The sequence below is a fragment of the Bartonella sp. TS82HLJMH genome (genome assembly GCF_042193495.1).
Lineage (GTDB): Bacteria > Pseudomonadota > Alphaproteobacteria > Rhizobiales > Rhizobiaceae > Bartonella > Bartonella grahamii.
Genome location: NZ_JBHILU010000005.1, coordinates 32,567 through 55,977 on the forward strand (window position 1 = coordinate 32,567; position 23,411 = coordinate 55,977).

Here is a 23,411-nt window from a genome sequence, read left to right on the forward strand (position 1 = left end):
ATAAAGTGATGGTATGTTTTTTGAAGTGCTCTCATTTAGAAACATTGTAGCATTTGGATTAACTGATATGTGGCACTATTTACTCTCTTAATTCATATACTGTTTTGTACTTTTTCTGTATGATGTTCTTCATAAAATAGAAGGCTAAAAGCTTCATTGGATAAGTTTATTTATGCTTATTCTGCAAATAAACAGATCCCAATAAAACAAATTTTAAAGATTATACCTGTTTAGAACAAATGGCTCAAAAAACATTTAGTGTAAATTTACTTTTTTCTGAGTGATGTTAATGTCTTTCAGATGTTCGAATAGCATTATCATGATGAAGGGTTGTATATAAAAGAATGTGGTCCATAGGCGATCGTATGTTTTGTGGGGTCAACGATGATAACATTTGTTGATATTTTCTTTTTCCCAAGAGAGGAGTTCTATTTGATTTTTGAGAAATATTGTTTACAGTGACGGTGGCGTGTTCTCTGAAAAGAATTTCATCAATTGTTCTTTGAAAAGTCAATTGAGTGATTGTTTCTATTGCTTTGCATCATCCAGATTTTATTGTAATAAGCGTTTTATTATTCTGTAAAATGTTTTCTATGATATTGGAAAATTCGTTACAATGCCATTTTCTGTTTTTGTGTATTTTTCGCTTAATGCTCAAATTATAGAGTTTTCATGTGATCCAAATTATTATTGAAGAGCAGAAGTCTTTTTTGATTTTACTCTCATAAGGGACTGGCAATATTTCCGTAAACCTAGCACTTTTTGGTATTGCTAACATTTTTCTCCTATTGATTGTGTAGAGTTTTATCTTTGTTATGAGTTTTCTCTCTTATGAAAAATTATTAGCAGAGAGGGTAAATTTTTTTGGAAAAGTATACGTTTCTTCAAAATCATACTTTGAAAATATAATTCTTCATTTACATAAGGGAATTTCCCTCTTGTTGTAAATTTGCAATACAATTTACGTACAAAGATTATGCGTGGTGATTCGTTTTATTTTTTAATAGTATCATTTTTGTTTATGATAGAAACTTATATTAGTATTCACAAGGTGCGTTTAGAGGGGAGGTTACCTATAAACGTGTTACAGAGTTCTAGGTAGTATAGCTCTGTTTATAAGAATTTATTCCTATAACATTGTTATATTCTTGCTTTGCAATATTGTTTAAAAAACATAGATGGTGCTATGTAGAATAAAATTGTGATATATTTTTTTCAAAAAAGCTTTTTCGTGTTCTCTTATATAGAGTTCAGGAGTGTCTTCAGGGATATTTTCACATTAGTTTGTTATTGGTCCGAATCACAAGATATGCGTAACATTATTCGCATTTTTGATAGATCATACCAATTTTCATAAGAAGATCTGGATCGTGTGATGCTTTCTGTTTCACTATGGTACATGACTAATAAAACTTCATCTGATTTTGTAAAATAAGTTTGTACACAATTGCTTCCATACTGCCTATTGCAAATATTTTTTTCTAGGGTATGAGATATATTTAAACGCTTTAGCGTTATATAGTTTGACTACATGGAGTATAACTATGAAGAATGATAAAAAATTTGAAACAACTTTATCTGATATTATTGTGAAATGGGAGTCTTTATCGACGTCTCAAAAGCAAGCGATATTGGATAGAGTAGAAAATTCTACAGATTCTGCTCGTTCAACAGAACATTTAAAGCTTCAATCTTCTTTTTATCTCCAGACGAAATCAAAGTTATGAGTTTTAAGTCTTCATCGGAGATGTTGAAACCAGTTATTACATATATGGCACTAGCATTTCCCAGTGTGTTCAAAATAGCCATGAGTTTATCTACTGAAGGCCTCTTTCCTCCATTTATCATTTGTTGGACGTAATTTTGTCCACAGCCTGCAGCTCTGCTTATTTCAATCATTGTTCGTCCGTCACTTTTAATCAATTCAACTAAGCGTTGGAACCAATCTTTTTCAGTCTTTGTCATTTTTAGACCTTTACATATTTACGCTATAGCGTTAATATTGCGTTGCGAATCCAGAATATATGATACAAGGAGCGTGAAAATATCCATGTGTAGCTCTTCGCTAATGAAGCATATAGAGTTGTTTTTAACTAATAACAAAATGTCCCCATACACTTTCAGATTCGAATCAATAAAAAATGGTTGCTTAGTTCCACGGTTGTGAAAAAATAAATGTGTATACCAGAAACGGCAATACACACTCGTATGTTTATGAGACTTCACTGTGATAGTATACGTAGCAGCATTATAAATCAAGATATACCCCAACATCAGAATTTGTAAAAAGAATTCTGCTTTGAGGCGGTGTGTGAGTATAACGAAGCTTTAGAGCCTTAAGAGATAGGATAATGGCTGTAGAAAAAATGTAAATTCATAGGCAAAGAATACTGATTTCTCCTTTATTGTAATAAATTAGATCACTATCAGATGGTATATCGTATATATGCGTTAAAAAATTTGGGAAATATCAAAAAAGTGATCTTGGATATTTTATTAAATAGGAAGGTAATCTGAGTCACATAGGTGGTTGTTTGGTAGGGTGTATACATTCGATCAATGCCCTTACGGGGATGAGTGTATTTTAAGGCAGCTGCAGTTTATAATGAAGTCTGTGTTTACAATGATATTGTTATTTATAACAATGTATTAACATATGGTTGTGTAGTCGTTCCTAAGAGTTTACATGTTTATGAAAGATAAGAACTTTATAGTTATTTGAATATGAGTGGAGATGCATATGTTTACGCTAATGCGGTCTTTTTTGATCAAGTTTTGAATGCTCAATGTATTGAATTTTATGGTGATACTCGTGATTATAGAAAGGCTCGAGTTTATAGTGATGCTTTAATTTATTGTGATGTAAAGATTTTTGGGAAGGCAAAATTTTACAGAAATGCTGTGCTTTGTGACACTGATGATTTTTGTAATAATGAAGAACTTTCATATATAGCCGCATTCCCCATGGTGTAAAAAGGAAGATAGGAACGATTTGGGCAAGGCTTGTACGATTGCGTTGCGTCGTTAGTTTTATTTGACGTTCCTTATTTTTTGTTTTTTGTGTCAATAAATGTGTCGCAAATAATTTGGTGTAAGCGTGTAGATTTAGCCGTTTTCAGAGATTTTTTTTGCGTCATTTATCAATGGCTTTAATAGAGAAAATAAGAATGCCAAGAGTGATTGTTCACACTTGGAACATGCAGTTTATTGCATTCTTTTTTTGATTGAGGATGAAACAAATTAGTCAAGATGATCACTTGAGCGACAATTAAGGGAGATCCAAATGAGTATAAACGAAATTTTATTGGGAGCAATGGTTGTTGTTTTGTTGTGCAGTGGGGTTATATTTCGGTTTTTTTTATATTATCGCCGTCAAGTGAAAGTTTTAAAAGAGGAATCTAGAAGAATAAAGCATGAGTTTTTAAGAGATTCTATGAAGATGACTGAAGAACGAGATAGAGCTATTAGAGAGCAAAGTATGGTGATTAAAAGACGTGACCAAGCAATTGAAAAACTGAAAAAACAAATTAAACAATATGAAAAAAATGAAAAGAAATATCAAAAAATGCTTAAATCTGAAGATGATAAAGAATGATTGTATTTATATTTTGCATTAAAGGGCTTGGAAATGTGTTAGGAAGATTGGAATGACGAGAGAGATAAACTTTAATGAAGCCAATTATGGTGCTGATGGAGAGATTGTATTGAAAGAGAATATTCAAGTTTACTCTGATTTTATGAAAACATTTAAGTTTATAAGACAGAGCGTCTTGGATTATAAAATAAGAGTTTATGATGATAAACCAGTTTATAGGTATGCTGGTTATTAAAAGGCGCGTCTATACAATCCAGTATTCTGGAAACAATTTTGCACGTTCCTTTTAGATATAAGGTATAAATGCTACGATAGTTTCAGCTAATATGTCTAAAAAATTGCATAATAATAGAAAGAAAGAGATATTTTCTTTTTATGAAGATGAAATGGGTAAGTTAGTTATGATTATCAAATGCAGAAGAGGAATATGAACATAAAAGATATTAATATTCTCATTGATAAATTATCTTTATGTGTGTTTATTTTTATGAAAAATACAAGACTTAAGAGACTTTCTTTTTGATAAATGCTATAGAGACTTAAGTATGATTGAAAACCAGCATAATAATCTGCAAGAATGTGATTGTTATTTGTGAGTATTAGAAATAATACAAAACCTCCTCCCATTGAGGGAAAAACGATAACTTTTTATTTGTCACAAAAGCAACTCAAAATCCACCATTACACAAAATAAACGTTTGTTTTAATGGTAAAGAACGTCAGGACTGTAGTTCTCTAATAAGAGCCTTATGTGTAATTTCTTTGATTTGTTCAATATTGATTAGGATATCTTGTTTTGTTGGATAACCTTTACTAGAAAAAGCAATTTTTTGTGCATCTCCTGAGATTAAACGCCAGTACCATTGATTATGAACTCCTTGAAACACCTCAAAATACATGCTTCCCACCTCATAAAATAGCTGATAATTTTCAGGATAAATATTTAACTAATCCGTTTGTGAATACTAATGTATGCCTCTATAGGAAGTCGTCAATATATTCCCCTTAAATTTTCTGACCTTAAAAAATAATTTCTATGAGAGCTATTATTCTTTTAACAAGAAAAAAATTCTTGTCAATAAGATATGAATGAGAATTTTATACTATAAAATTATTTTTTTTAATTTAAAGACACTATACTTTCATTTACAATGCGAATATTTTTATTGTCATTACAAAATTTCACCAGCATGGATAAAGTAAAAAACATTCTTCTCCATACTGGTAGAGTTTTATCATTTCTTGCTTTTTCTTTTGAAACAGACGTTTATTGATTAGCTATAACCTCTTTTTGGGATACGCTTCGAATGAGTAAATCAATGAATAAGCTAAGGGTATAAGAATTGACCATTTTAGCTTTCATATCGATCAGAGAGGTTGTAGTTTTAGGGTTAAGGCCATTTGATAAACCTTGTCTTGACAAATATTGCTGCAATTTTTCATAAGAACTGTTGATTTTTTCTTGATTTAGTTTTTCATTACGATCACTATTGGCAAGTGTTTCTTCCAGTCCTTCGATTTTTTTAATAAAATAATTCCAGTCAAAATCACCTTTTGTATATTCGGTGTCAAACATTTTTCCTTGACCAGTTAAAAGCCAATTAATATTGACACCATATAACGTGCGGTATGTTTGTAAGACACTAAGATTGGGTTCTCTCTCTCCACGCTCATAAAAAGCAATGGAGTTTTTTGTCATGCTAAAATTTTTAGCTAAGGTTTCACGCGATGGATCACCTAAAGCAAGACGTACATAACGTAAACGTTTTCCAAATATGGTTTTTGATTCAGTTTCAGGACGTGCCACGAATTATCTCCCTCAGTAAATCATCATGGTATAAATCATTAAATAATAAAAGCACACTATGTATTAATATTATATGATATAATGTCAATATTTACAGCTTTAATTTCTCTTTATTTTTTATTTTCGTGGATAGAAAGAAATCTTTCACTTATTATATTGACAATTGATATTCATTTCAAAACAAAATTCTTTGTTTGCTACATTTGTCTCTTGCTTTTTTTGAGAGAATTTTCATGTAACTTTACCATATATATACATTCTATACACCTCTGCATCAATAGATGCAACTTTAAAGAGATGCAAAGTTTGGATTTCTGGGTGTGCTTTAGATGAATTAGAAAATAGACTTTGAGGAATGATAATGGCCCTATTACGCTATTTTGGGTTTGCTTTTTTTTTCACGATTATTGGTGTCTTTTTAGGAGGGGTTATTGGTTGGTTTGAAACGGACAGTATTACTGGTTTTCTTAAATATTTTTTTATTTGCTTTGTTTTAGGAGTTTTGGAAATTTCTTTATCTTTTGATAATTCTATTATCAATGCGCGTGTTCTTGGTAGAATGGATCCCTTGTGGCGTCGTCGTTTTCTTATATGGGGCATTTTGATAGCTGTATTTGGGATGCGAATTATTTTTCCATTATTGGTGGTTGTCGTTGCTGTTGGGATTAATCCAATTGCGGCAGTCAAATTAGCGATATGGGAACCACATCGATATGCTGAAGTTTTAACCGATGCGCATATGGGGATTGCTGCTTTTGGAGGAACTTTCCTTATGATGGTTGGCTTAAAATATTTTTTTGATTCTGAAAAAGAGGTACATTGGCTTAATGTTATAGAGAGACCTGCTCAAAAGTTTGGGGCGCTTGTTGGGATTGATATTGCAATTGTTTTGATTTTGATCTTATTTGTTTCAGGGCAGATTGACACAGAAGATAAAATAACTTTTTTATTGGCAGCCCTTTATGGACTTTTGACCTTTATCGGTGTTGAAGTTGTCGGTCATCTCTTGGATACCCCTCAAAAGACTTTAACAACAGTAACTCACGGGGGAGTAGGGGCGTTTCTTTATTTAGAAGTTCTTGATGCTAGTTTTTCTTTCGATGGCGTGGTTGGTGCTTTTGCCTTTTCACACAACCTTTTTATTATTGCGATAGGTCTTGGTATCGGTGCATTTTACGTTCGTTCTATGACAATTATGTTGGTTGAATCAGGAACATTATTGCATTATCGTTATTTGGAGCATGGTGCTTTTTATGCAATTTTGGTTCTTGCAGTGATTATGTATCTGCAAACGATTATATCGGTTCCTGAAGTTTTAACAGGACTTGTGGGAGTCTGTATTATTGGAATGGCATTATATTCTTCGATTCGTTTTAAGCATCGTCAATTGGATAAATATGTTGTGTCTAAGTAATGGAGATTTCTTCTTTTCTCAGGCTTTTATTTATCGCATATCTTTGAATAGAAAGAGGTCTTTTATGCAAAATAAAATACTATTTTATTTTATTGCTTATTTGCGTTTTTGTTTTAAAGTTGAGTCCATTGCATGATACTACCCATGAAGGGAATAGTGTACAATCTCTAGGGTGCTTTTTGACCTAAATATAAGATAGAAAGCTGATGCTATACTTTTTACCAGCTTTCAATATTATGACAAGTTCTTGCATTTAATGGTTCATAAGAAGCATTTTTATTGTTTTTTTGAATGATTTTTATTCATACATTGATTCTCTTTGTAACGTGTAAGAGAATGGTTTTGAAACAGGTTTGAAATCAGAGAATTTACGATATTCTGAACTCTCACTTAAATATGTGAAAAATAATTTATCCTTTATAAATCAGTATATTATGGTAGTAGATTAGAGAAGAACATTTTAAGAGACCATTAAAAGTTCTATACCAGCTTCGTTCATAGTTTTAAGCATAGTGTTTAGTGATCCGTTTACATCAATACCAGCACAGGCATTTAATGAAACACTGACTTTAAAACCGCATTGTATAGCGTGAAGAGCAGAAAATCCGACACAAAAATCAGTTGCTAAGCCACATATAATGAGCTTGGTAAAACCACGTTCTTTGAGATAAACTTGTAAACCTGTTGGTGTTTTTTGATCATTTTCAAGAAAAGCAGAATAGCTATCCATTTTTTGATTATAGCCTTTTCTAAGGATAAGTTGTGCTTTTTCTACTCTAAGAGATGTATGAAATTCTGCTCCTTGTGTTCCTCGTATGCAATGATCAGGCCAAAGTATTTGAGGACCATAGTCAAGAATGATGGTATCATAGGGCTTTTTTTCAGGATAGCAGGAAGCAAAGCTGCAATGGTTTTTTGGGTGCCAGTCTTGGGTTAAGATAACGTGGTCAAAATGATTTATAAGATTATTGACGGCGGGTAAAATAGCATCACCTTGTGGTACGGCAAGTGCTCCACCCAGTAAGAAGTCATTTTGAACATCAATGACGATTAAGGCTTTTTTTTCCATAAATATATTCCTATATGAGATGATCTTTTATCGTATTTTTAAAAAGCTATATTTCGTCTTGAAGTTTTGAAATAATTTGCTGAATATTGATATTATTTTTATAATTATCAAGCCAAAAGAGGGGGATGGATAAGTTTTTACAATTGGTTTTATAGTTTTTTACGAATTGTAACCACGTACCAATGGGAAGTGCACTGTAGTCATTTGTTGCTACGTGTTGATGCAAAGCTTTCATGATCATTGGGCTTGGAACATCAGATCCCATAAGGCGGCGATCGTTTTGTAAACGTAATTTAAGCCATATCAAGGCAAGGGGGGAAGACCATTGTTTCCCGTAGCAAAAAATCGATGAAAAAAGGGAAGGATTTTTTACTGCGTAATATAAAGCCCATAAAGCGAAGAAAGAAGGTGCATAGAGAATTGCTTTTCTTTTTGGTACCATATTACATTGATAAGTTGGTTTAATACGATAAAAATACAATGTTGTATCTGGTATGGAAAAGAGAGGCAATGTTTGATAACAGGTTTCAGGTACAGCTAAAAAGATTTGCTTTTTTCTTTTTGGGGGGATGTTTTTTTGCATTCAGGACCATACTGGGGCTTGTGAGATTAGAAAAAATGTACCAATATAAAGCGAAAAGCTTTTGATACGATGTAAGTGCTATTTACTGTACAGTTTCAAAAAGCAAAAGCAGTTTTTCAAAATCCTAATCTTTAATATCGCACAATATAAAGAGAAATTTATGGCACGTCAATTTATCTATCATATGGCTGGGCTTAACAAGTCTTACGGCAATAAAAAAGTTCTAGAAAATATTCATTTGTCTTTTTATCCAGATGCGAAGATCGGTATTTTAGGGCCGAATGGTGCAGGGAAGTCAACTATTTTACGTATTATGGCTGGGCTAGATAAGGAATATACGGGAGAAGCATGGATTTCTGAAGGAGCACGCTGTGGCTATCTACCACAAGAACCTTTGCTTGATGCGAGCAAAGATGTGCGTGGCAATGTGATGGAAGGTGTTGCAGATAAACAAGAAATTCTTGAGCGTTATAACGAATTGATGATGAATTATAGCGAGGAAACGGCTGATGAAAGTGCACGACTTCAGGACATTATTGACAGTCAGAATCTTTGGGATTTAGAAAGTCAAGTGGAAATGGCTATGGCTGCTCTTGGTTGTCCGCCAGCCGATGGGGATGTAACAAAACTTTCGGGTGGTGAGAAGCGGCGTGTTGCACTTTGTAAATTGCTTTTGTCAAAACCTGATTTATTACTTTTGGATGAACCGACAAACCATTTAGATGCTGAAACGACGGCTTGGCTTGAAAGGCATCTACGTGAATATCCTGGGGCTGTGCTTTTGATAACCCATGATCGTTATTTTCTCGACAATGTGACGGGTTGGATTTTAGAGTTAGATCGCGGGAGAGGTATTCCTTATGAGGGGAACTATTCTGCTTATTTGGGGGCTAAAGCTAAGCGTTTGGCTCAAGAAGGCCGTGAAGAGGCAGCACGTCAACGTGCTTTATCACGTGAGCAAGAATGGATCGCTTCTAGTCCAAAAGGGCGACAAGCAAAGTCAAAAGCTCGGATTAAGGCTTATGATGAGTTGGTTCAAGCAGCACGTGAGCGCCGTCCTGGAGAGGCGCAAATCATTATCCCTATTGGAGAAAGATTAGGACAGGTTGTTATTGAAGTTGATAATCTCTTTAAAGCTTATGGTGAGCGTGTATTGATTGATTCTCTTTCTTTTAAACTTCCTGCTGGTGGTATTGTCGGCGTTATTGGGGCCAATGGTATGGGAAAGTCGACCTTGTTTAAAATGTTGACGGGACAGGAACAGCCCGATTCAGGTCAAATACGTATCGGTGAAACAGTTCACATGAGTTATGTGGATCAGAGTCGCGATTCCTTGGTGGGGAATAAAACTGTTTGGGAGGAGATTTCTGGTGGAAATGACATTATTAAATTAGGCAAATATGAGATGAATAGTCGTGCTTATTGCGGGGCTTTTAATTTCAAGGGGGCAGATCAACAGCAGAAGGTGGCAAATTTATCAGGAGGGCAGCGCAATCGCGTACATTTGGCGAAACTTCTAAAAGAGGGGGGGAATGTGCTTCTTCTTGATGAACCGACAAATGATCTTGATACTGAAACATTGGGTGCATTGGAAGATGCATTGGAAAATTTCGCTGGTTGTGCAGTTATCATATCGCATGATCGTATGTTTCTTGATCGATTGGCAACACATATTTTAGCCTTTGAAGGTGATGGCCATGTAGAATGGTTTGAAGGTAATTTTGCTGAATATGAGGCTGATAAAGTTCGTCGTCTTGGGGCGGAATCTCTTAATCCTAAGCATGCAAATTATAAACCTCTTACACGCTAGAATTTTTTATCTTATCTCAACGTTTTTGAAAAAATGGTGTATTTTATTGCATTTGTTATTTCATAAATAAAGTGTATGTGTACTCTGTGGAAGTTTTTATTCATTGAAAATAGTAAGAGGTACTTTATGAAATTATGACCTAAATAGGGTTATTCTACTCATGATATATAACCGATTATTGCTTGTAAAATTGCAATGAAAAGGAGGGGATGAAGAGTATAGCACTATTTCTACAAATGCTCTGGTCATTGAGCATTATCATCTTTACTTAATAAAAATGCAAGCTGGCACCGTCATGTTATTTATTTTCTCTCAATAGTGTGCAGCTCTTGTTTTGAGATGACCATAAAAGGTATTTTTATCCATATGTTCTCTCCGTTTATGAGCTGTAAGAGAATAATTTGGATTGATTTATCATGAATAGGTTTGAAATGAGAAAAATTTACGGTATTCCGGTTTTTTATTCAAGTTGAAAATGATGAATTGTTATTATAAATCAATGTATTCTCATTATAACAAGAAGCAGGGGGATAAGATCTGTTCGTTTTTTACAGTAGTCTATTTTTTTCATAGTATAATAAAATAGAGAGAACAAAATAGATGAGAATATGCTTTTTATGCTTTACTTTTTTTTCTATAAACAAATGTTTATAGGAATATTTAAGGGATAATTATGAAAAAAAGTGCAAGTTTAGATGCAATGATTGTGCTGCTGAAAGCGGTCGCAGAAGTAAGCCATTTACGTGTTCTTACGCTCTTGCGCCATGAAGATTTAACAATTCCTGATTTTATGTTTATTCTTGATCAGTCGCAAGCGTGTATATCACGATATTTATGTTTATTGTACGAAGCACGATTGATTGAGCGTTATCAGAAGGGAGATAGCCTTTATTTTAAGCTTTGTCATGATTTTTGGGGTAAAGACATTGTGATGGGTGTTCTTTCGGTTTTGCCAAAGCATGATATGTTGTTAGCGTATGATTTAGAACGTTTGAAGGATGTTAAAAAGCAGCGTCAAAAAACGAGGAAGAAGCATTTCTTACAAAATACGTTGCAATGGGATGTATTACGGTCATCCTATATGGCAGATCATGGTGTGGAAAACGCTTTACTTGAAATCATTGGCGATAAACCATTTCAGACGATGCTGAATATTGGAATAGGTGGAGACTCTGTCTTAAAATTGTTTTCTAATCTTTATACGCATGCGGTTGAAGTCGTGCTTGATAGCAATGTTTTTCACTTGTCTGTTGGGGATACAACTTTTGATTTAGTTATTCTTCATAGGGTTTTACATTTTCTTGAAAATCCTGAAATATTTTTTCATGAGATATCAAGTGTTTTGCGTCCTCATGGACGTTTATTGATTGTGGATTTTGGTTATCATGAAATTGAGTCTTCATATTCTGATCAAGCACATATGCGTTTTGGATTTTCGGTTTTACAAATAGAACAATGGCTTAAAAATACGGGACTTGTTCTAGAACAAACGGTTTGTCTTACTCCTATACAAAATGAAAACAGTGAGGAGGGTATGGTTACGCTTTGGCTTGCTCGTGATCCGCGTTTATTAGTTGATGATATCAAAGATAAACAAGTCGATTTTGCATAAATCGCGTTTGTTAACGTGCTTTATTCTCTGATTTTTCTCAAGAAATAGCGTAGAGATAAAACTTTATTCAATCATTGATAATCTATTGTTTTTTACATTTGTATTATGTTTTATATGAGAGTATTGGTATTTCATAGGGGCTTGGCGGCTGTGCGCTTTGTAATGAAAGCACCTTCTATAGAGTTAAGCCTATGAGGATCGTTTTTTAAGGTGTGTTGATATCATATTTGTTTTATTAGCCAATATATTGATTTTTTTAGACTTCTTAGACTTCAATGAGAGTCTTGAATATAGAAATATTTTTTCATTTCAAATTTCCTGTTCCAGAATCTAAAAGAGTCTGTTTGTCTGTTACAAGAGAAGATATTTATCTAAATAATACCGTTTGTAAAAGGAAATACATCGTTCATACATATTTCTAAATATGAGAGCAGCTGCACTATGATATAATACCGTACAATATAATATAATATAATATAATATAGTTATGGCTCATACCTTCATAAATGTCAAAAATGGTGGTGCCCAATAGATCTTAAGATGTCTCTTTAAAACAGGTGCTTAGATAAGAAGTACCTTGGAATTTTTAGTGAGGGATGCAAAAAGATGCTCTAAAAAGACGAAAAAGTAAAAGGGTAAGACAATGCATGATTTTCATTATTTAAAACACAGCGTTATGAGTGTGTTTGAAAGTCGTAAAGGCAAATGAAAGGGACAGTAAAGATGGCAATAGGTTTTTATCTTTGGGCTTTTATATTTCGTTTAAAATAAATGATGGCTTTTTTAAGATTACTCAAACAGACGTAAATATTTTTGCTCTAATTGGGCATATAAAAGCTGGAACTGTTTACATGGTTCTCATTTGCTCTAATCTTTATCTCAAACATATTACCATGTTAGGAGAAGGTGTTGATCTACAAGTAATAGCAAAAGTAAAAGCTTGGTAGATGACGTCATAAAATTACTCATAAATTAGTAATGGATTGGAGTGATATTCTGAATTTTAAAAACATTTTGTACAACAATGGTTATAATAGCGTACCTGGCTTTACGTTTATTTATTCCTACAAGCATTCATATATGGCGTTCGTTTATGTGTTTTGCATTATATTCATAAAAATAAGATTGATGATGATCTATGAATAGTCCGTGGCTGAAAGTAGGAAAGAAAAGCGTGATATTACACTAAAGTTTTGTATCTCTTTATCATGAGAAGTATGAAGGTTATTAAAAGGGCTATTAAATAAGTTCATTTTTCTTGCCAAAAGTGATTTTCTTTCTTTTTATGCTTGCTGCTCATCTTATGATGCAGCCCGTGAGGATAGCGTAAAATTGATAGGGCATCATCGTTTTATGTTTCTTCTTGTTTGTGATGTGCCATAGTATGGCTATTCATTTATTCAATAGACGAAGATTGAAAATAAGGGAATCTTACGTTCTTGAGATCTTTCATGTAAGTTGAAAATGATGAGTTATGATTGTAAATCAATGAATTGTTTACGTTAGAAGAACAGACTATCACAATTTTTGAGCATAGAAACTGCTTTGTGTATTATTTTACGGGATCATTTAAATGATAGAGATTAAGAGAAACTGTCTGTATTGATCTCGGTTTGTTATGTTAAAATGCGTTAGAGACTGTTGGTTATTGTAAAATAGTTTATCGTTATTTGGAACGATTATAGGACGTGATTCGAAACAAATACCTTTAGAGTTCTTATTTTTTCATAAAATTAAGCTGTTTAAATTCTTCATTGATTGTTACATGAGAGATGCGACAATATTTTAATAATCATTTACAGAATTTTTTATGAAGATAGATAAGATTTTATTTCTCTAATTTATTGTTTTCTTGCAAGAAGATGTTTTTCATTTTTTACGGTTATTTGTGTAAGATTTTAAAAATCTACATTTTTCTTTTTGTGGTGATTGCTGTTGGAAAAGTGATTCTACTTTTACATAGTTTGATTTTTATAGGGTGGATACGTAGAAATTACGTTTTTTTAATTATGATCATCAGAGTTATGAAAGAAACTATTTAAAAGTTATAATGATCGTAGATTCCAATTGATGCTTCTTGAAATAAAATTGCTTCAAATTGGGTCATTTTAAACTTTTTTTGCCTAAATTTAAACATTTTTAAACAATTTATAACTCTTTTATGTTTTTTTGCGTAGAAGATGATAAGAATTTCTTGTTGTTTAAAGAATTTTATTCCATAGCAAGAATATTGCATCGGCTATCTTAGTGGTTGATGTGAGAGGACGATCGGGGAACCTCCTCCCCCCCCCCCGCGTGGATCCCCTAGATTGTCTGGCCTGACTGAGGATTTCCTCAGTCAGGCTTTTTATAATTGTTTTGGGGATGTTGTAGTGTGTTATTAGGGGGGAAGTGTAAGATCTGTTATTGTTTCGCCTATACTACCTAAATACATAGAGGGGCAGGTCTTGTTGGGCGGATCGTGTTAGCGTATTCATTTTCAATAATTTGATTTTTCTTTATTGAGGCATCGTTGAATGCTATAAGGAGAATCATAAAAGGAATCTATGTTTGTGTTCTGTGATCTTTAGGTAAGAGATAATGGAATCTTTTTCGCGTCGTATTGTTTTTATTTTATTTGTATTTTTTATTTTTGGCGCTGTCTTTTTTGCTTCTCGAAGCGGTGCTGTTTATCAGTTTTTTTCCGGCCGCTCTTCTTTTTCTTCTCAGAAGCTTGATGTAACAGAGGAGGAGTTGTTAGAGAGATTGTCTGTATCTTTTCCAGATATTATCAAGCATCTTTCTAAGATGAGTCCTCAACAGCAAGAGTTGTTTATTGCGCAGCTGCGTCGTGATGTAATTGCGCTTGCTTTTAAAAGTGGTCAGAGTCGTGAGCAGGCTCACAAATCTGGTGAAACTGTTGCTATGGCTCTTTCAAAAGCGATTTCTCGTCCTTCCATTGCTAATGCTTATTTTTAGCTGTTTTTTTAATCGCGCTTTCGGGTTTTATTTTAAGCAGCAAGAGCTTTTCATGAATTTTTGAAAAGTGCGAGGAGATAATCAATTTGTAGGATAATTAGCAAAGTTTATCTTACTCAAAAGGTAAGCAATCGGAGTATAAGGATAATGTTGTAATCATTACAGGAGTGATAGCAAGTCTACTAAGGGTGTTGGTCAAGTTAATTGCATTATCAATCGCTACAATGGCAAAAGCAGTATTGACTATAATAAAACGCGTTAATCGTATTTTATATGCCAGTTATTTTTTTTATTTGATATAGGCAAATAGAAAATTTTAAAGGATTTAAGATTTCTTTGTTCTACGGGTTTTAGGATATTTATTCACTTGTATGATTTCTGAAAATGAGGTGCAAGGCTGATAAGATGATAGTCTGTGACAAAGAAAAAATATTTGAATGAAGATGAGAGGTCTATTTTCATTTAAAAAGGCTTTGAGGGTATTAAGTTTTCTAACATTTTTCAAAAAACAGATAAAAGTAATTGTTAAGCTTTGTTGTAGAGACAAAGACGGATATAACTTTTTTAGCATATTGTTTTATAATAATAATTTGTCACTTTCATATTGAGTGAGAATCTTAAGAATTGTAAAATTCTCTCGTTTTAAATTTATTCATGGTGAAAAAATCAAAATCAGTTTCTTGTGGACGACAAGTGGGAGGCTTGTGTGGATAAAAGCTTCTTTGAGGCATCTTGAGAGCTAAAAGTCTGTTGCAATATTTTGAATTGGTAAAGAGTATGATGGTTTTAGTATATTTATGAATTTTTTATGCGCAATGATGGTGGCGGGATTTGTTTTATGATTTGTTGGGGTTTTATCGGACATAAAGAGTGCTGTGGGTGTTTATTAACCAAAGAGAAGTGTTGATAACAGTTTATATTTTTTGTGAAACTTTTTTGATATTGAGGATCTTCGGTAAAAAGATGTTCTTGTCTCTCTTTAAGATGCTATTTTTTTAATATAAAAATTGAGTGATACAATAGTGATAGCAGAAATTTACAGATTATATCATTTTATTTAATACGCTATAAGATTAATTATAGTCTCTTTATTTTTTTTATTTTATGATATAGATAAATCTATAATTTGTGCATAAAGAGATTTTCTTTTATTGCAGAATTTTATCTTGAAATTGTCTTACTCTTTCCTTTTTCAAGCCGTTCTTTTGCTTTCTTTTTTTGTACAATACGTTTGCAAATTATTTGCGGCTAGAATTTGAGAATGTTTGAGTGAAGAGAAAGAAAATGCAATTTTTGAAAATCTTGTTAAATACAGCGTGTGCTGTATTTTTTGTATTTGATATAAGTTGGACTCATAGTGTCTTAAATGTTGCGGAATCAGGAGAAGTCTCAGTGATTGTTGCTTCTAAGATTCCTGATCGTCCTTATGAGTTTCTTATTCAGAAACTTGCGAATAAATATAATGTTCCCGTTAATTTAGCACATGCTGTTGTAAAAGTTGAAAGTAATTATAAGGCAGGTATAAAGGGGGCTGCTGGCGAAATAGGTTTGATGCAAATTAAACCCTCTACGGCACGAGGGTTGGGCTTTAGTGGTTCTGTACAGGATTTGTACGATCCTGCGACCAATCTTGAATATGGTATGCGTTATTTGGCACGGGCGTATAAACTCAGTGGCGGAAGTACGTGTGGTACAATCCTTAAATATAACGCAGGTCATGCTGCAAAAAAAATGAATTCCATTTCGGCGAAATATTGCGCAAAAGTAAAAACTTATCTAGCTTCATTAAAATAAAAACATCTTTTTAGACAGGTTTGCTATAAAATATTTTAAGATGCTATTTTCATGGAGCAGAAAATGTTTTATAAATTAATGCGTCAGTCGGCTGGGCAGCCGCGCTTGTCTAATGCTGAAATGCGGCAGGTGAGGAAAGTCCGGGCTCCATGGAAAGACGGTGCCGGGTAACACCCGGCGGGGGTGACCCTAGGGAAAGTGCCACAGAAAGTAAACCGCCTATTTTTATAGGTAAGGGTGAAAGGGTGGAGTAAGAGCCCACCGCGCATTCAGTAATGAATGTGGCAAGGTAAACCCCACCGGGAGCAAGACCAAATAGAAATGACGTGCAAAATTTAATTTGCAGCCGATTTCCGGGCGAGTCATTCGGGTAGGTTGCACGAGGCGGATGGTAACATCCGTCCCAGATGAATGGTTGCCATGTAAAGTGTAAGCTTTACTCTACAGAACCCGGCTTATAGGCCGACTGATATTTCATGATGATACGCGATATTTTATAAGATCGATTATATATGGTCTTTTATGGAGTCTATGTGTTTGAAATGGACACTTGAGCAAAGAGTGTTTTAAAAAATTATAACATTTCTTTAAGTATAATGCGTTAGGATCTGTCTTGGGATAACTTTAGTTTTTTCGTTCATTGTGATTAATATGAAAGTTGAAGGCTAGGTTATTCTAAAATCAGTTGCTATGAGAGAGCTGTTGATTTGAGACAGCATAACTTCAAGACGGATTATTTTGATAAAGCAGGATCAAAGAGCTGAGCGCCATATTCCAGTGTTGTTGCAGCCAGTTTTGGCTGGGCTTATGCCATTGGTTGGAGCAAAAGTGATTGATGGCACCTTTGGTGCTGGTGGTTACACGCGCGCTTTGTTAAAGGCAGGAGCGGAGGTGATTGCTCTTGATCGTGATCCTCATGCGATTAGTGCAGGACAATCGCTTGTTGAAGAATTTTTTCCACGCCTTCGTTTGGTCCATATGGCATTTTCACAGCTCGATTGTGTCGTTGAAGAGAAGGTGGATGCAGTTATTTTGGATATTGGTGTTTCTTCAATGCAGCTTGATGAAGCTGAAAGGGGATTTTCTTTTCAAAAAGATGGTCCATTGGATATGCGAATGGCTCAGACTGGTTTTACAGCCAGCGATGTTGTAAATCACTTAAAAGCAAGGGATTTGGCACGTATCTTTAAGATATTAGGAGAAGAGCGTTATGCGGGGCGAATTGCACGGATGATTGAAAAGCGTCGTGTTGTTCAGCCTTTTTTGCGTACAGGTGATTTGGCGTATGCTATCGAAGCGTTGATAGGACGTAAGCCGGGAGATCGTATTCATCCGGCAACACGTGTGTTTCAGGCTCTTCGTATATATGTTAATGATGAAATTGGTGAATTGGCATGTGGTTTATTTGCTGCTGAACGCGTTTTAAAAGCGGGAGGTCGTTTGGGCGTTGTCAGTTTTCATTCTCTTGAAGATCGTATGGTCAAAAGATTTTTTTCAGTTCGTTCTGGAGAATGTATGAGATCACGTTATCTTCCTGAAATAAAAACGGCTCCAGCAACATTTTTTCCTTTGTTTAAAGGGGGGATAACTGCAAGTGAAGAGGAGTTACAGCAAAATCCTCGTTCACGTTCTGCGCGGTTGCGTATTGGTGTACGAACTGAAGCAGAGGCTCTTACAGCAGATATGAAATTATTTGGTTTAGCAGAGATTGCCAGTTTTGAAGGCGGCAAGAAATGACAGTTTTTCGTACATTTGATATGATCTTAGTGATGATTATGATTTGTATGGCAGGTCTTACTTATAAAGTAAAATATGATGTTCAAAAACGAATGAACGAAGTTCGTCATCTTGAGCATGAAATTGCTGCAGCAAAAAATACGGTAAGTTTGCTTCGTGCTGAGTGGGCTGTGATGATAAGGCCTTCACGCATGCAAAAACTTGCAAAACGTTATCAAAAAGAACTTGAGTTAGAGGTTATACAGCCGCGTCAAATCGTGGCGTTTAAAGATATTCCGGTACGGATACGTGATCAAATTGAAGAAGTGATTAAACAAAATATTTTGGAAGATAATCAGGATATTTTGACAAATAATCGGGCTTCTCAGATAAATGGTGTTGTCCAAAAAGGCGCGCAGTAATGAAATCGACTTTTTTATTCTCACAGAAGAAAAAGCGCTTAAAGAATTCGTTGAATAATCATAATGTTTCTGTTCGTCGTCCCTATTCTAGTCGTCCACGTTTGCTTTTTTCGTTGTTCTGCTTTTTAATTTTATATGGCATCATGGGGGCTTGCCTTATTTCTTATGGGTTGGAAGGTGGACAGATTGAAGAAGCAAAGGGGCCAGGAGTTCTTCAATTGATGGCACGGCCTGATATTGTTGATCGTAATGGTCGTTTATTGGCAACAGATATTAAAACGTATTCACTTTTTGCTGAGCCACGACGTATTATTGATGTGGATGAAACAATTGAATTGCTCTCAACAGTTTTGCCTGATCTTAATTGGCAGGAAACCTATAAGCGCTTAAAAAGAAAATCTGGTTTTTCTTGGATACAGCGTGGGTTAACACCAATGCAAAAGACGAAAATTATGGCTCTTGGTATACCAGGAATTGGTTTTCGGACTGAAATTCGTCGTTTTTATCCTGATGGACCTGTAACTTCCCATATTCTCGGTATGGTGAATGTTGATAATCAGGGGATTGCAGGTATGGAAAAATATATTGATGATGCGGGGTTGAGTGCTTTGCGTGCCGCTGGTCTTGCCATGGAAGAATCATTAAAACAAGTTCAGCTTTCGATTGATGTGCGTGTTCAGGCAATTGTTCATGATGAACTTATTCAGGCTATGAAGCGTTATAGGGCAATTGCTGCAGGAGCTATTATTTTAAATATACATACGGGGGAAATTTTGGCTTTGGCATCACTACCAGATTTTGATCCTGGAAATCCTATTGAAGCTTTAAAAAGTGATCGTCTCAATCGGATGACGGCAGGAGCTTTTGAAATGGGATCGATCATTAAAAGTTTTACAACCGCCATGGCTCTTGATTCTGATATTTTTCATTTAAACAGTATTATTGATGCTTCAAAGCCAATAAAAGCAAGTAGTGGGTATACTATTCATGATTTTCATGGGAAAAATCGTCCCTTAACGTTATGGGAGGTTTTTATTTATTCTTCCAATATTGGTTCTGCTAAAGAGGCATTGGCGATAGGGATTGATAAACATCGTGGTTTTTTGCAAAAACTTGGGTTACTGGATCGTCTTACAACAGAGTTGCCTGAAGTTGCTCATCCTATTGTGCCACATCATTGGAAGGATATCCATTCTATGACGATTTCTTTTGGGCATGGTATGGCAACAACACCTTTGCAAACAGCTGTCGGGGCAGCTGCTTTAATGAATGGTGGTTGGTTAATTGCTCCGACATTTTTAAAACGTACAAAAGGACAAACTTTGCACCATGCAAAACGGGTTTTGCAGGCTAAAACAAGTCAAAATATGCGTTACCTTTATAAATTAAATAGTGATATTGGTTCTGGACGTAATGCAAAAGTCGAAGGTTATCGTATAGGTGGTAAGACAGGAACAGCTGAAAAAGTTGAAAATGGAAAATATTCTAAAACAAAAAACTTCAATAGTTTTCTTGCTGCTTTTCCTATTGATGATCCTGTTTATGTTGTTTTAACAATTATTGATGAACCAAAGCCTGCAGAGGGACAGCGTTCAGCAACAGCGGGGATGAATGCTGGACCAATGCTTGCTAATATTGTTCGTCGCACAGCTAGTTTTCTTGGTGTAAAACCCGATTTTAAAAAAGAATATGAGCCTCTTTTAAGTAAAAAGAACAATTCAAGTTTCGTTAAACAACGGTAATAAAAGGTGCATCGTTATGTTGTTTGGAACAGTTTTTACAGAATGTCTTGAAGATCAGAATCTTTCTTCAATGGAAATAACAGGAATCAGTGCAGATTCTCGACAAGTCTTGCCAGGCTATGTTTTTGTTGCTGTTCAAGGAAAAAAAAGTGATGGAAGACACTATATAGATGCTGCGATAAAGCGTGGCGCACGAGCAATTGTTACAGATTGTCATGCTGTTCTTGAAGATTTATCTGTTCCCATTTTACGTGTTTCCAATGTTCGTCATAGTTTAGCGTTGGCAGCTGCACGTTTTTACGGTTCTCAGCCTGAAATGGTCGTTGCTGTGACTGGTACAAGTGGTAAAACATCTGTTGTCTCTTTTATTCGGCAAATTTGGACTCATGTTGGATTTTGTGCTGCGAGTATAGGAACGGTTGGGGTTGTTTCTCCTAAACGGAATGTTTATGGTTCTCTCACAACACCTGATCCGGTTGCCTTGCATCGTCTTCTTTGTGAAATTTCTCATGAAGGTGTGACTCATGCAGCTCTTGAAGCTTCTTCGCATGGGCTTGATCAAGGACGACTTGATGGAGTTTGTTTAACGGCTGGTGCCTTTACCAATTTAGGGCGAGATCACATGGATTATCACACGGGGGTAGAGGATTATTTGCGGGCTAAAATGAAGTTGTTTGATACACTTTTGCCTGTATCTGCTCCTGCTTTGATTTTTGCTGATGATGTTTATTCACAAAAGGTTATCGATGTTGTTACACAAGCGCGCCGTCGTGTCTTGACAATTGGTCGTAAGGGGCAATTTATCACGATTAATCGTGTTGAACATCAACGCTCAAAACAGTGTATTGAGTGTCGTGTGGAAAATAATATTTATACATTTGATTTGCCTTTGGCTGGAGATTTTCAGGTAGCCAATGCGCTTATGGCAGCGGGGTTAGCAATTGCAACGGGTGTTTCACCTCGTAAGGTTTTTTCTGCGCTTGAAACTTTGCAGGGGGCACCTGGGCGGTTAGAATTTGTCGGAAAGACAGAAAATAATGCGCCTGTTTATATTGATTATGCCCATAAACCAGAAGCTTTGGAGCAGGTTTTGCTTTCTGTTCGTCCCTTTACGCAAGGGCGTTTGATCGTTGTTTTTGGTTGTGGAGGAGATCGTGATCAAGGAAAAAGACCTTTGATGGGAAAAATTGCGGCGGATAAAGCGGATATTGTTATTGTAACGGATGATAATCCTCGTACAGAAATGCCAGAAAAAATACGCAAGGATATTTTACAGGCAGTGCCAAAAGCAATAGAGATAGCAGATCGTGGTGAGGCTATTTCTTACGCGGTGGGGCTTTTGAAAGTTGGTGATACATTAATCATTGCTGGAAAAGGTCATGAGGATGGCCAAATTATAGGGCAGACAACTTATCCTTTTTCAGATCGTCTGAAAGCGATAGAAGCTCTCGAGGACCGAAAGAAATGACAGCTTTATGGGATAAGAAAGCACTTGTTGCTGCAATTAATGGTGTTGTAATGGGAAGTATGCCAGAAACTTTTTCTGGGGTTTCCATTGATAGCCGTACTCTTGCGGAAGGTGATATTTTTTTCTGCATTAAGGGGCATCATCTTGATGGTCATGATTTTGCTGCGCAAGCTTATGAACGGGGTGCAGGCGTTCTTATTGTTGCGGAACACCGTTTGAGGGATATGAAAAAAATATCGGCTCCACTTATTGTTGTTCCTGATGTTTTGCAAGCCCTAGAAAAACTTGCACAAGCTGCACGCAAACGTTCAAGAGCTAAGATTATCGCGATAACAGGATCGGTGGGAAAAACAACGACAAAAGAAGCTTTGAAACAAGCACTTGCAACGACTGGGAACGTTCATGCGAATCTCGCTTCTTTAAACAATTGCTGGGGGGTTCCACTCACTTTAGCGCGGATGCCTATGGAGAGTGATTATGGTATCTTTGAAATTGGTATGAATCATAAAGATGAAATTCGCCCTCTGGTCAAACTGGTTTGTCCGCATGTTGCTCTCATTACGCATATTTGTGCAGGACATATGGGTTTTTTCAAAAATCTTGAAGAAATAGCAAAGGCAAAAGCTGAAATTTTTGAAGGATTAGATGAGAAAGGCATTGCCATTTTAAATGCGGATAGTGATTTTTTTTCTTATCTCGTTCAAAAAGCAAAGAAATGCGGTGTAAAGAAGATCTTAAGCTTTGGTGAGAGTAAAAATGCTGATTATCAAGCGCGAAATATACGTCTTCTAACCGATCGTTCTTCTATGATTGTAAGTATTAGGGAACGGGATAGGGAGGTTCAAATTGGTGCTCCCGGACGCCATATTGTGCAAAATAGTTTAGGGGTTATTGCTGCTTGTGATGTTATGGGAGTTGAGTTAGAGCCTGTTCTTCTTTCTTTTCGCCATTTTTCTTCTCAAAAGGGGCGAGGTGTTTGTTATCGACTGTCTTTATCAAATGGGGGTGAATTTTATCTCATTGATGAAAGCTATAATGCAAATCCTGCTTCTATGCGTGCTGCGCTTGAGCTTCTTGCTACAGGACCAATCGGTAAAGAGGGGCGGCGAATTGCTATTTTAGGAGATATGCTAGAGTTAGGGGAGTATAGTGAAAAGCTTCATCGTGATTTAATAAAGCCAATACGTCTTTCCGGTGCTAATCCGGTTTTTCTATTTGGTGAGGCGATGAAATCTTTAGTCAGTGATTTGTCTGCTGATGTTAAGGTTCATTATGCTGAAAATATTGAGAAAATTTTATCTCTTCTTTTAGCAGAAATTTCTTCTGGGGATCTGCTTATGGTTAAATCATCCAATAGCCTTTGTTCATCAAATATTGTGACTGCATTGCTTGATCGCTATAAAGCAGTTTCTTCATAGTTT

General features: G+C 35.2%; 20 protein-coding genes and 1 other RNA gene. 16 read left to right on the forward strand and 5 right to left on the reverse strand.

Annotated features, from left to right (window positions below; all coding sequences use genetic code 11):
• Positions 1 to 1,544: 1,544 nt before the first annotated feature.
• Entirely contained in the window at positions 1,545 to 1,727 is a 183-nt protein-coding gene (locus ACFIKO_RS03555; RefSeq protein WP_375619660.1) for a hypothetical protein, read from the forward strand.
• Here the strand turns inward: ACFIKO_RS03555 and ACFIKO_RS03560 are convergent.
• Entirely contained in the window at positions 1,651 to 1,965 is a 315-nt protein-coding gene (locus ACFIKO_RS03560) for a helix-turn-helix domain-containing protein (protein ID WP_007347852.1), read from the reverse strand. The genes ACFIKO_RS03555 and ACFIKO_RS03560 overlap by 77 nt on opposite strands.
• Positions 1,966 to 2,724: 759 nt before the next feature.
• On the opposite strand from ACFIKO_RS03560, the gene ACFIKO_RS03565 reads away from it, so the two are divergent.
• The 3 genes from ACFIKO_RS03565 (at position 2,725) to ACFIKO_RS03575 (ending at position 3,830) form a co-directional block, all read left to right on the forward strand.
• Entirely contained in the window at positions 2,725 to 2,973 is a 249-nt protein-coding gene (locus ACFIKO_RS03565; protein WP_375673297.1) for a hypothetical protein, read from the forward strand.
• Between the two features lie 310 nt (positions 2,974 to 3,283).
• The gene (locus ACFIKO_RS03570) at positions 3,284 to 3,595 is read left to right on the forward strand and encodes a hypothetical protein (protein WP_375673299.1); all 312 of its coding nucleotides are present in this window, start codon (positions 3,284 to 3,286) and stop codon (positions 3,593 to 3,595) included.
• Positions 3,596 to 3,647: 52 nt separating this feature from the next.
• Positions 3,648 to 3,830, forward strand: a complete 183-nt coding sequence (locus ACFIKO_RS03575; RefSeq protein WP_375673301.1) for a hypothetical protein — start codon at positions 3,648 to 3,650, stop codon at positions 3,828 to 3,830.
• A gap of 484 nt (positions 3,831 to 4,314) precedes the next feature.
• Here ACFIKO_RS03575 and ACFIKO_RS03580 read toward each other — a convergent pair whose 3' ends face one another.
• The gene (locus ACFIKO_RS03580; protein ID WP_142416545.1) at positions 4,315 to 4,494 is read right to left on the reverse strand and encodes a DUF1508 domain-containing protein; all 180 of its coding nucleotides are present in this window, start codon (positions 4,492 to 4,494) and stop codon (positions 4,315 to 4,317) included.
• A 368-nt stretch (positions 4,495 to 4,862) separates the two neighbouring features.
• Entirely contained in the window at positions 4,863 to 5,402 is a 540-nt protein-coding gene (locus ACFIKO_RS03585) for a helix-turn-helix domain-containing protein (protein WP_375619656.1), read from the reverse strand.
• A 361-nt stretch (positions 5,403 to 5,763) separates the two neighbouring features.
• On the opposite strand from ACFIKO_RS03585, the gene ACFIKO_RS03590 reads away from it, so the two are divergent.
• Positions 5,764 to 6,816: a DUF475 domain-containing protein gene (locus ACFIKO_RS03590; RefSeq protein ID WP_375619655.1), complete on the forward strand. Its 1,053-nt coding sequence runs from the start codon at positions 5,764 to 5,766 to the stop codon at positions 6,814 to 6,816.
• Positions 6,817 to 7,276: 460 nt separating this feature from the next.
• On the opposite strand, the gene pncA is transcribed toward ACFIKO_RS03590, so the two are convergent.
• Together pncA and ACFIKO_RS03600 are read right to left on the reverse strand one after the other, a co-directional pair.
• Positions 7,277 to 7,885, reverse strand: a complete 609-nt coding sequence (gene pncA, locus ACFIKO_RS03595; protein ID WP_375619654.1) for a bifunctional nicotinamidase/pyrazinamidase — start codon at positions 7,883 to 7,885, stop codon at positions 7,277 to 7,279.
• A 46-nt stretch (positions 7,886 to 7,931) separates the two neighbouring features.
• On the reverse strand, positions 7,932 to 8,468 hold the full coding sequence (locus ACFIKO_RS03600; RefSeq protein WP_375619653.1) for a hypothetical protein: 537 nt from the start codon (positions 8,466 to 8,468) through the stop codon (positions 7,932 to 7,934).
• A 160-nt stretch (positions 8,469 to 8,628) separates the two neighbouring features.
• Between ACFIKO_RS03600 and ettA the strand changes: the two genes are divergently transcribed.
• The 11 genes from ettA (at position 8,629) to murF (ending at position 23,408) form a co-directional block, all read left to right on the forward strand.
• The gene (gene ettA, locus ACFIKO_RS03605; RefSeq protein WP_375619652.1) at positions 8,629 to 10,278 is read left to right on the forward strand and encodes an energy-dependent translational throttle protein EttA; all 1,650 of its coding nucleotides are present in this window, start codon (positions 8,629 to 8,631) and stop codon (positions 10,276 to 10,278) included.
• A 673-nt stretch (positions 10,279 to 10,951) separates the two neighbouring features.
• On the forward strand, positions 10,952 to 11,890 hold the full coding sequence (locus tag ACFIKO_RS03610; protein WP_375619651.1) for an ArsR/SmtB family transcription factor: 939 nt from the start codon (positions 10,952 to 10,954) through the stop codon (positions 11,888 to 11,890).
• A gap of 686 nt (positions 11,891 to 12,576) precedes the next feature.
• Complete coding sequence (locus tag ACFIKO_RS03615) at positions 12,577 to 12,837, forward strand: hypothetical protein (RefSeq protein WP_375619650.1); 261 nt, start codon at positions 12,577 to 12,579, stop codon at positions 12,835 to 12,837.
• A 1,633-nt stretch (positions 12,838 to 14,470) separates the two neighbouring features.
• Positions 14,471 to 14,848, forward strand: a complete 378-nt coding sequence (locus ACFIKO_RS03620; RefSeq protein ID WP_375619649.1) for a hypothetical protein — start codon at positions 14,471 to 14,473, stop codon at positions 14,846 to 14,848.
• Between the two features lie 1,284 nt (positions 14,849 to 16,132).
• Positions 16,133 to 16,642 (forward strand): lytic transglycosylase domain-containing protein, encoded by a 510-nt coding sequence (locus ACFIKO_RS03625; protein ID WP_375619648.1) that lies wholly within the window; start codon positions 16,133 to 16,135, stop codon positions 16,640 to 16,642.
• An 83-nt stretch (positions 16,643 to 16,725) separates the two neighbouring features.
• An RNA gene (gene rnpB, locus ACFIKO_RS03630) (RNase P RNA component class A) lies at positions 16,726 to 17,116 on the forward strand.
• Between the two features lie 264 nt (positions 17,117 to 17,380).
• Positions 17,381 to 18,379, forward strand: a complete 999-nt coding sequence (gene rsmH, locus ACFIKO_RS03635) for a 16S rRNA (cytosine(1402)-N(4))-methyltransferase RsmH (RefSeq protein WP_375619647.1) — start codon at positions 17,381 to 17,383, stop codon at positions 18,377 to 18,379.
• Positions 18,376 to 18,780 (forward strand): hypothetical protein, encoded by a 405-nt coding sequence (locus tag ACFIKO_RS03640; protein WP_375619646.1) that lies wholly within the window; start codon positions 18,376 to 18,378, stop codon positions 18,778 to 18,780. The genes rsmH and ACFIKO_RS03640 overlap by 4 nt, the downstream gene beginning before the upstream one ends.
• Entirely contained in the window at positions 18,780 to 20,522 is a 1,743-nt protein-coding gene (locus ACFIKO_RS03645; protein ID WP_375673304.1) for a peptidoglycan D,D-transpeptidase FtsI family protein, read from the forward strand. The genes ACFIKO_RS03640 and ACFIKO_RS03645 overlap by 1 nt, the downstream gene beginning before the upstream one ends.
• A 16-nt stretch (positions 20,523 to 20,538) precedes the next feature.
• Positions 20,539 to 21,990, forward strand: coding sequence for a UDP-N-acetylmuramoyl-L-alanyl-D-glutamate--2,6-diaminopimelate ligase (locus tag ACFIKO_RS03650; protein WP_375619644.1), 1,452 nt, complete (start codon positions 20,539 to 20,541; stop codon positions 21,988 to 21,990).
• Complete coding sequence (gene murF, locus ACFIKO_RS03655) at positions 21,987 to 23,408, forward strand: UDP-N-acetylmuramoyl-tripeptide--D-alanyl-D-alanine ligase (protein ID WP_375619643.1); 1,422 nt, start codon at positions 21,987 to 21,989, stop codon at positions 23,406 to 23,408. The genes ACFIKO_RS03650 and murF overlap by 4 nt, the downstream gene beginning before the upstream one ends.
• Positions 23,409 to 23,411: the final 3 nt, after the last annotated feature.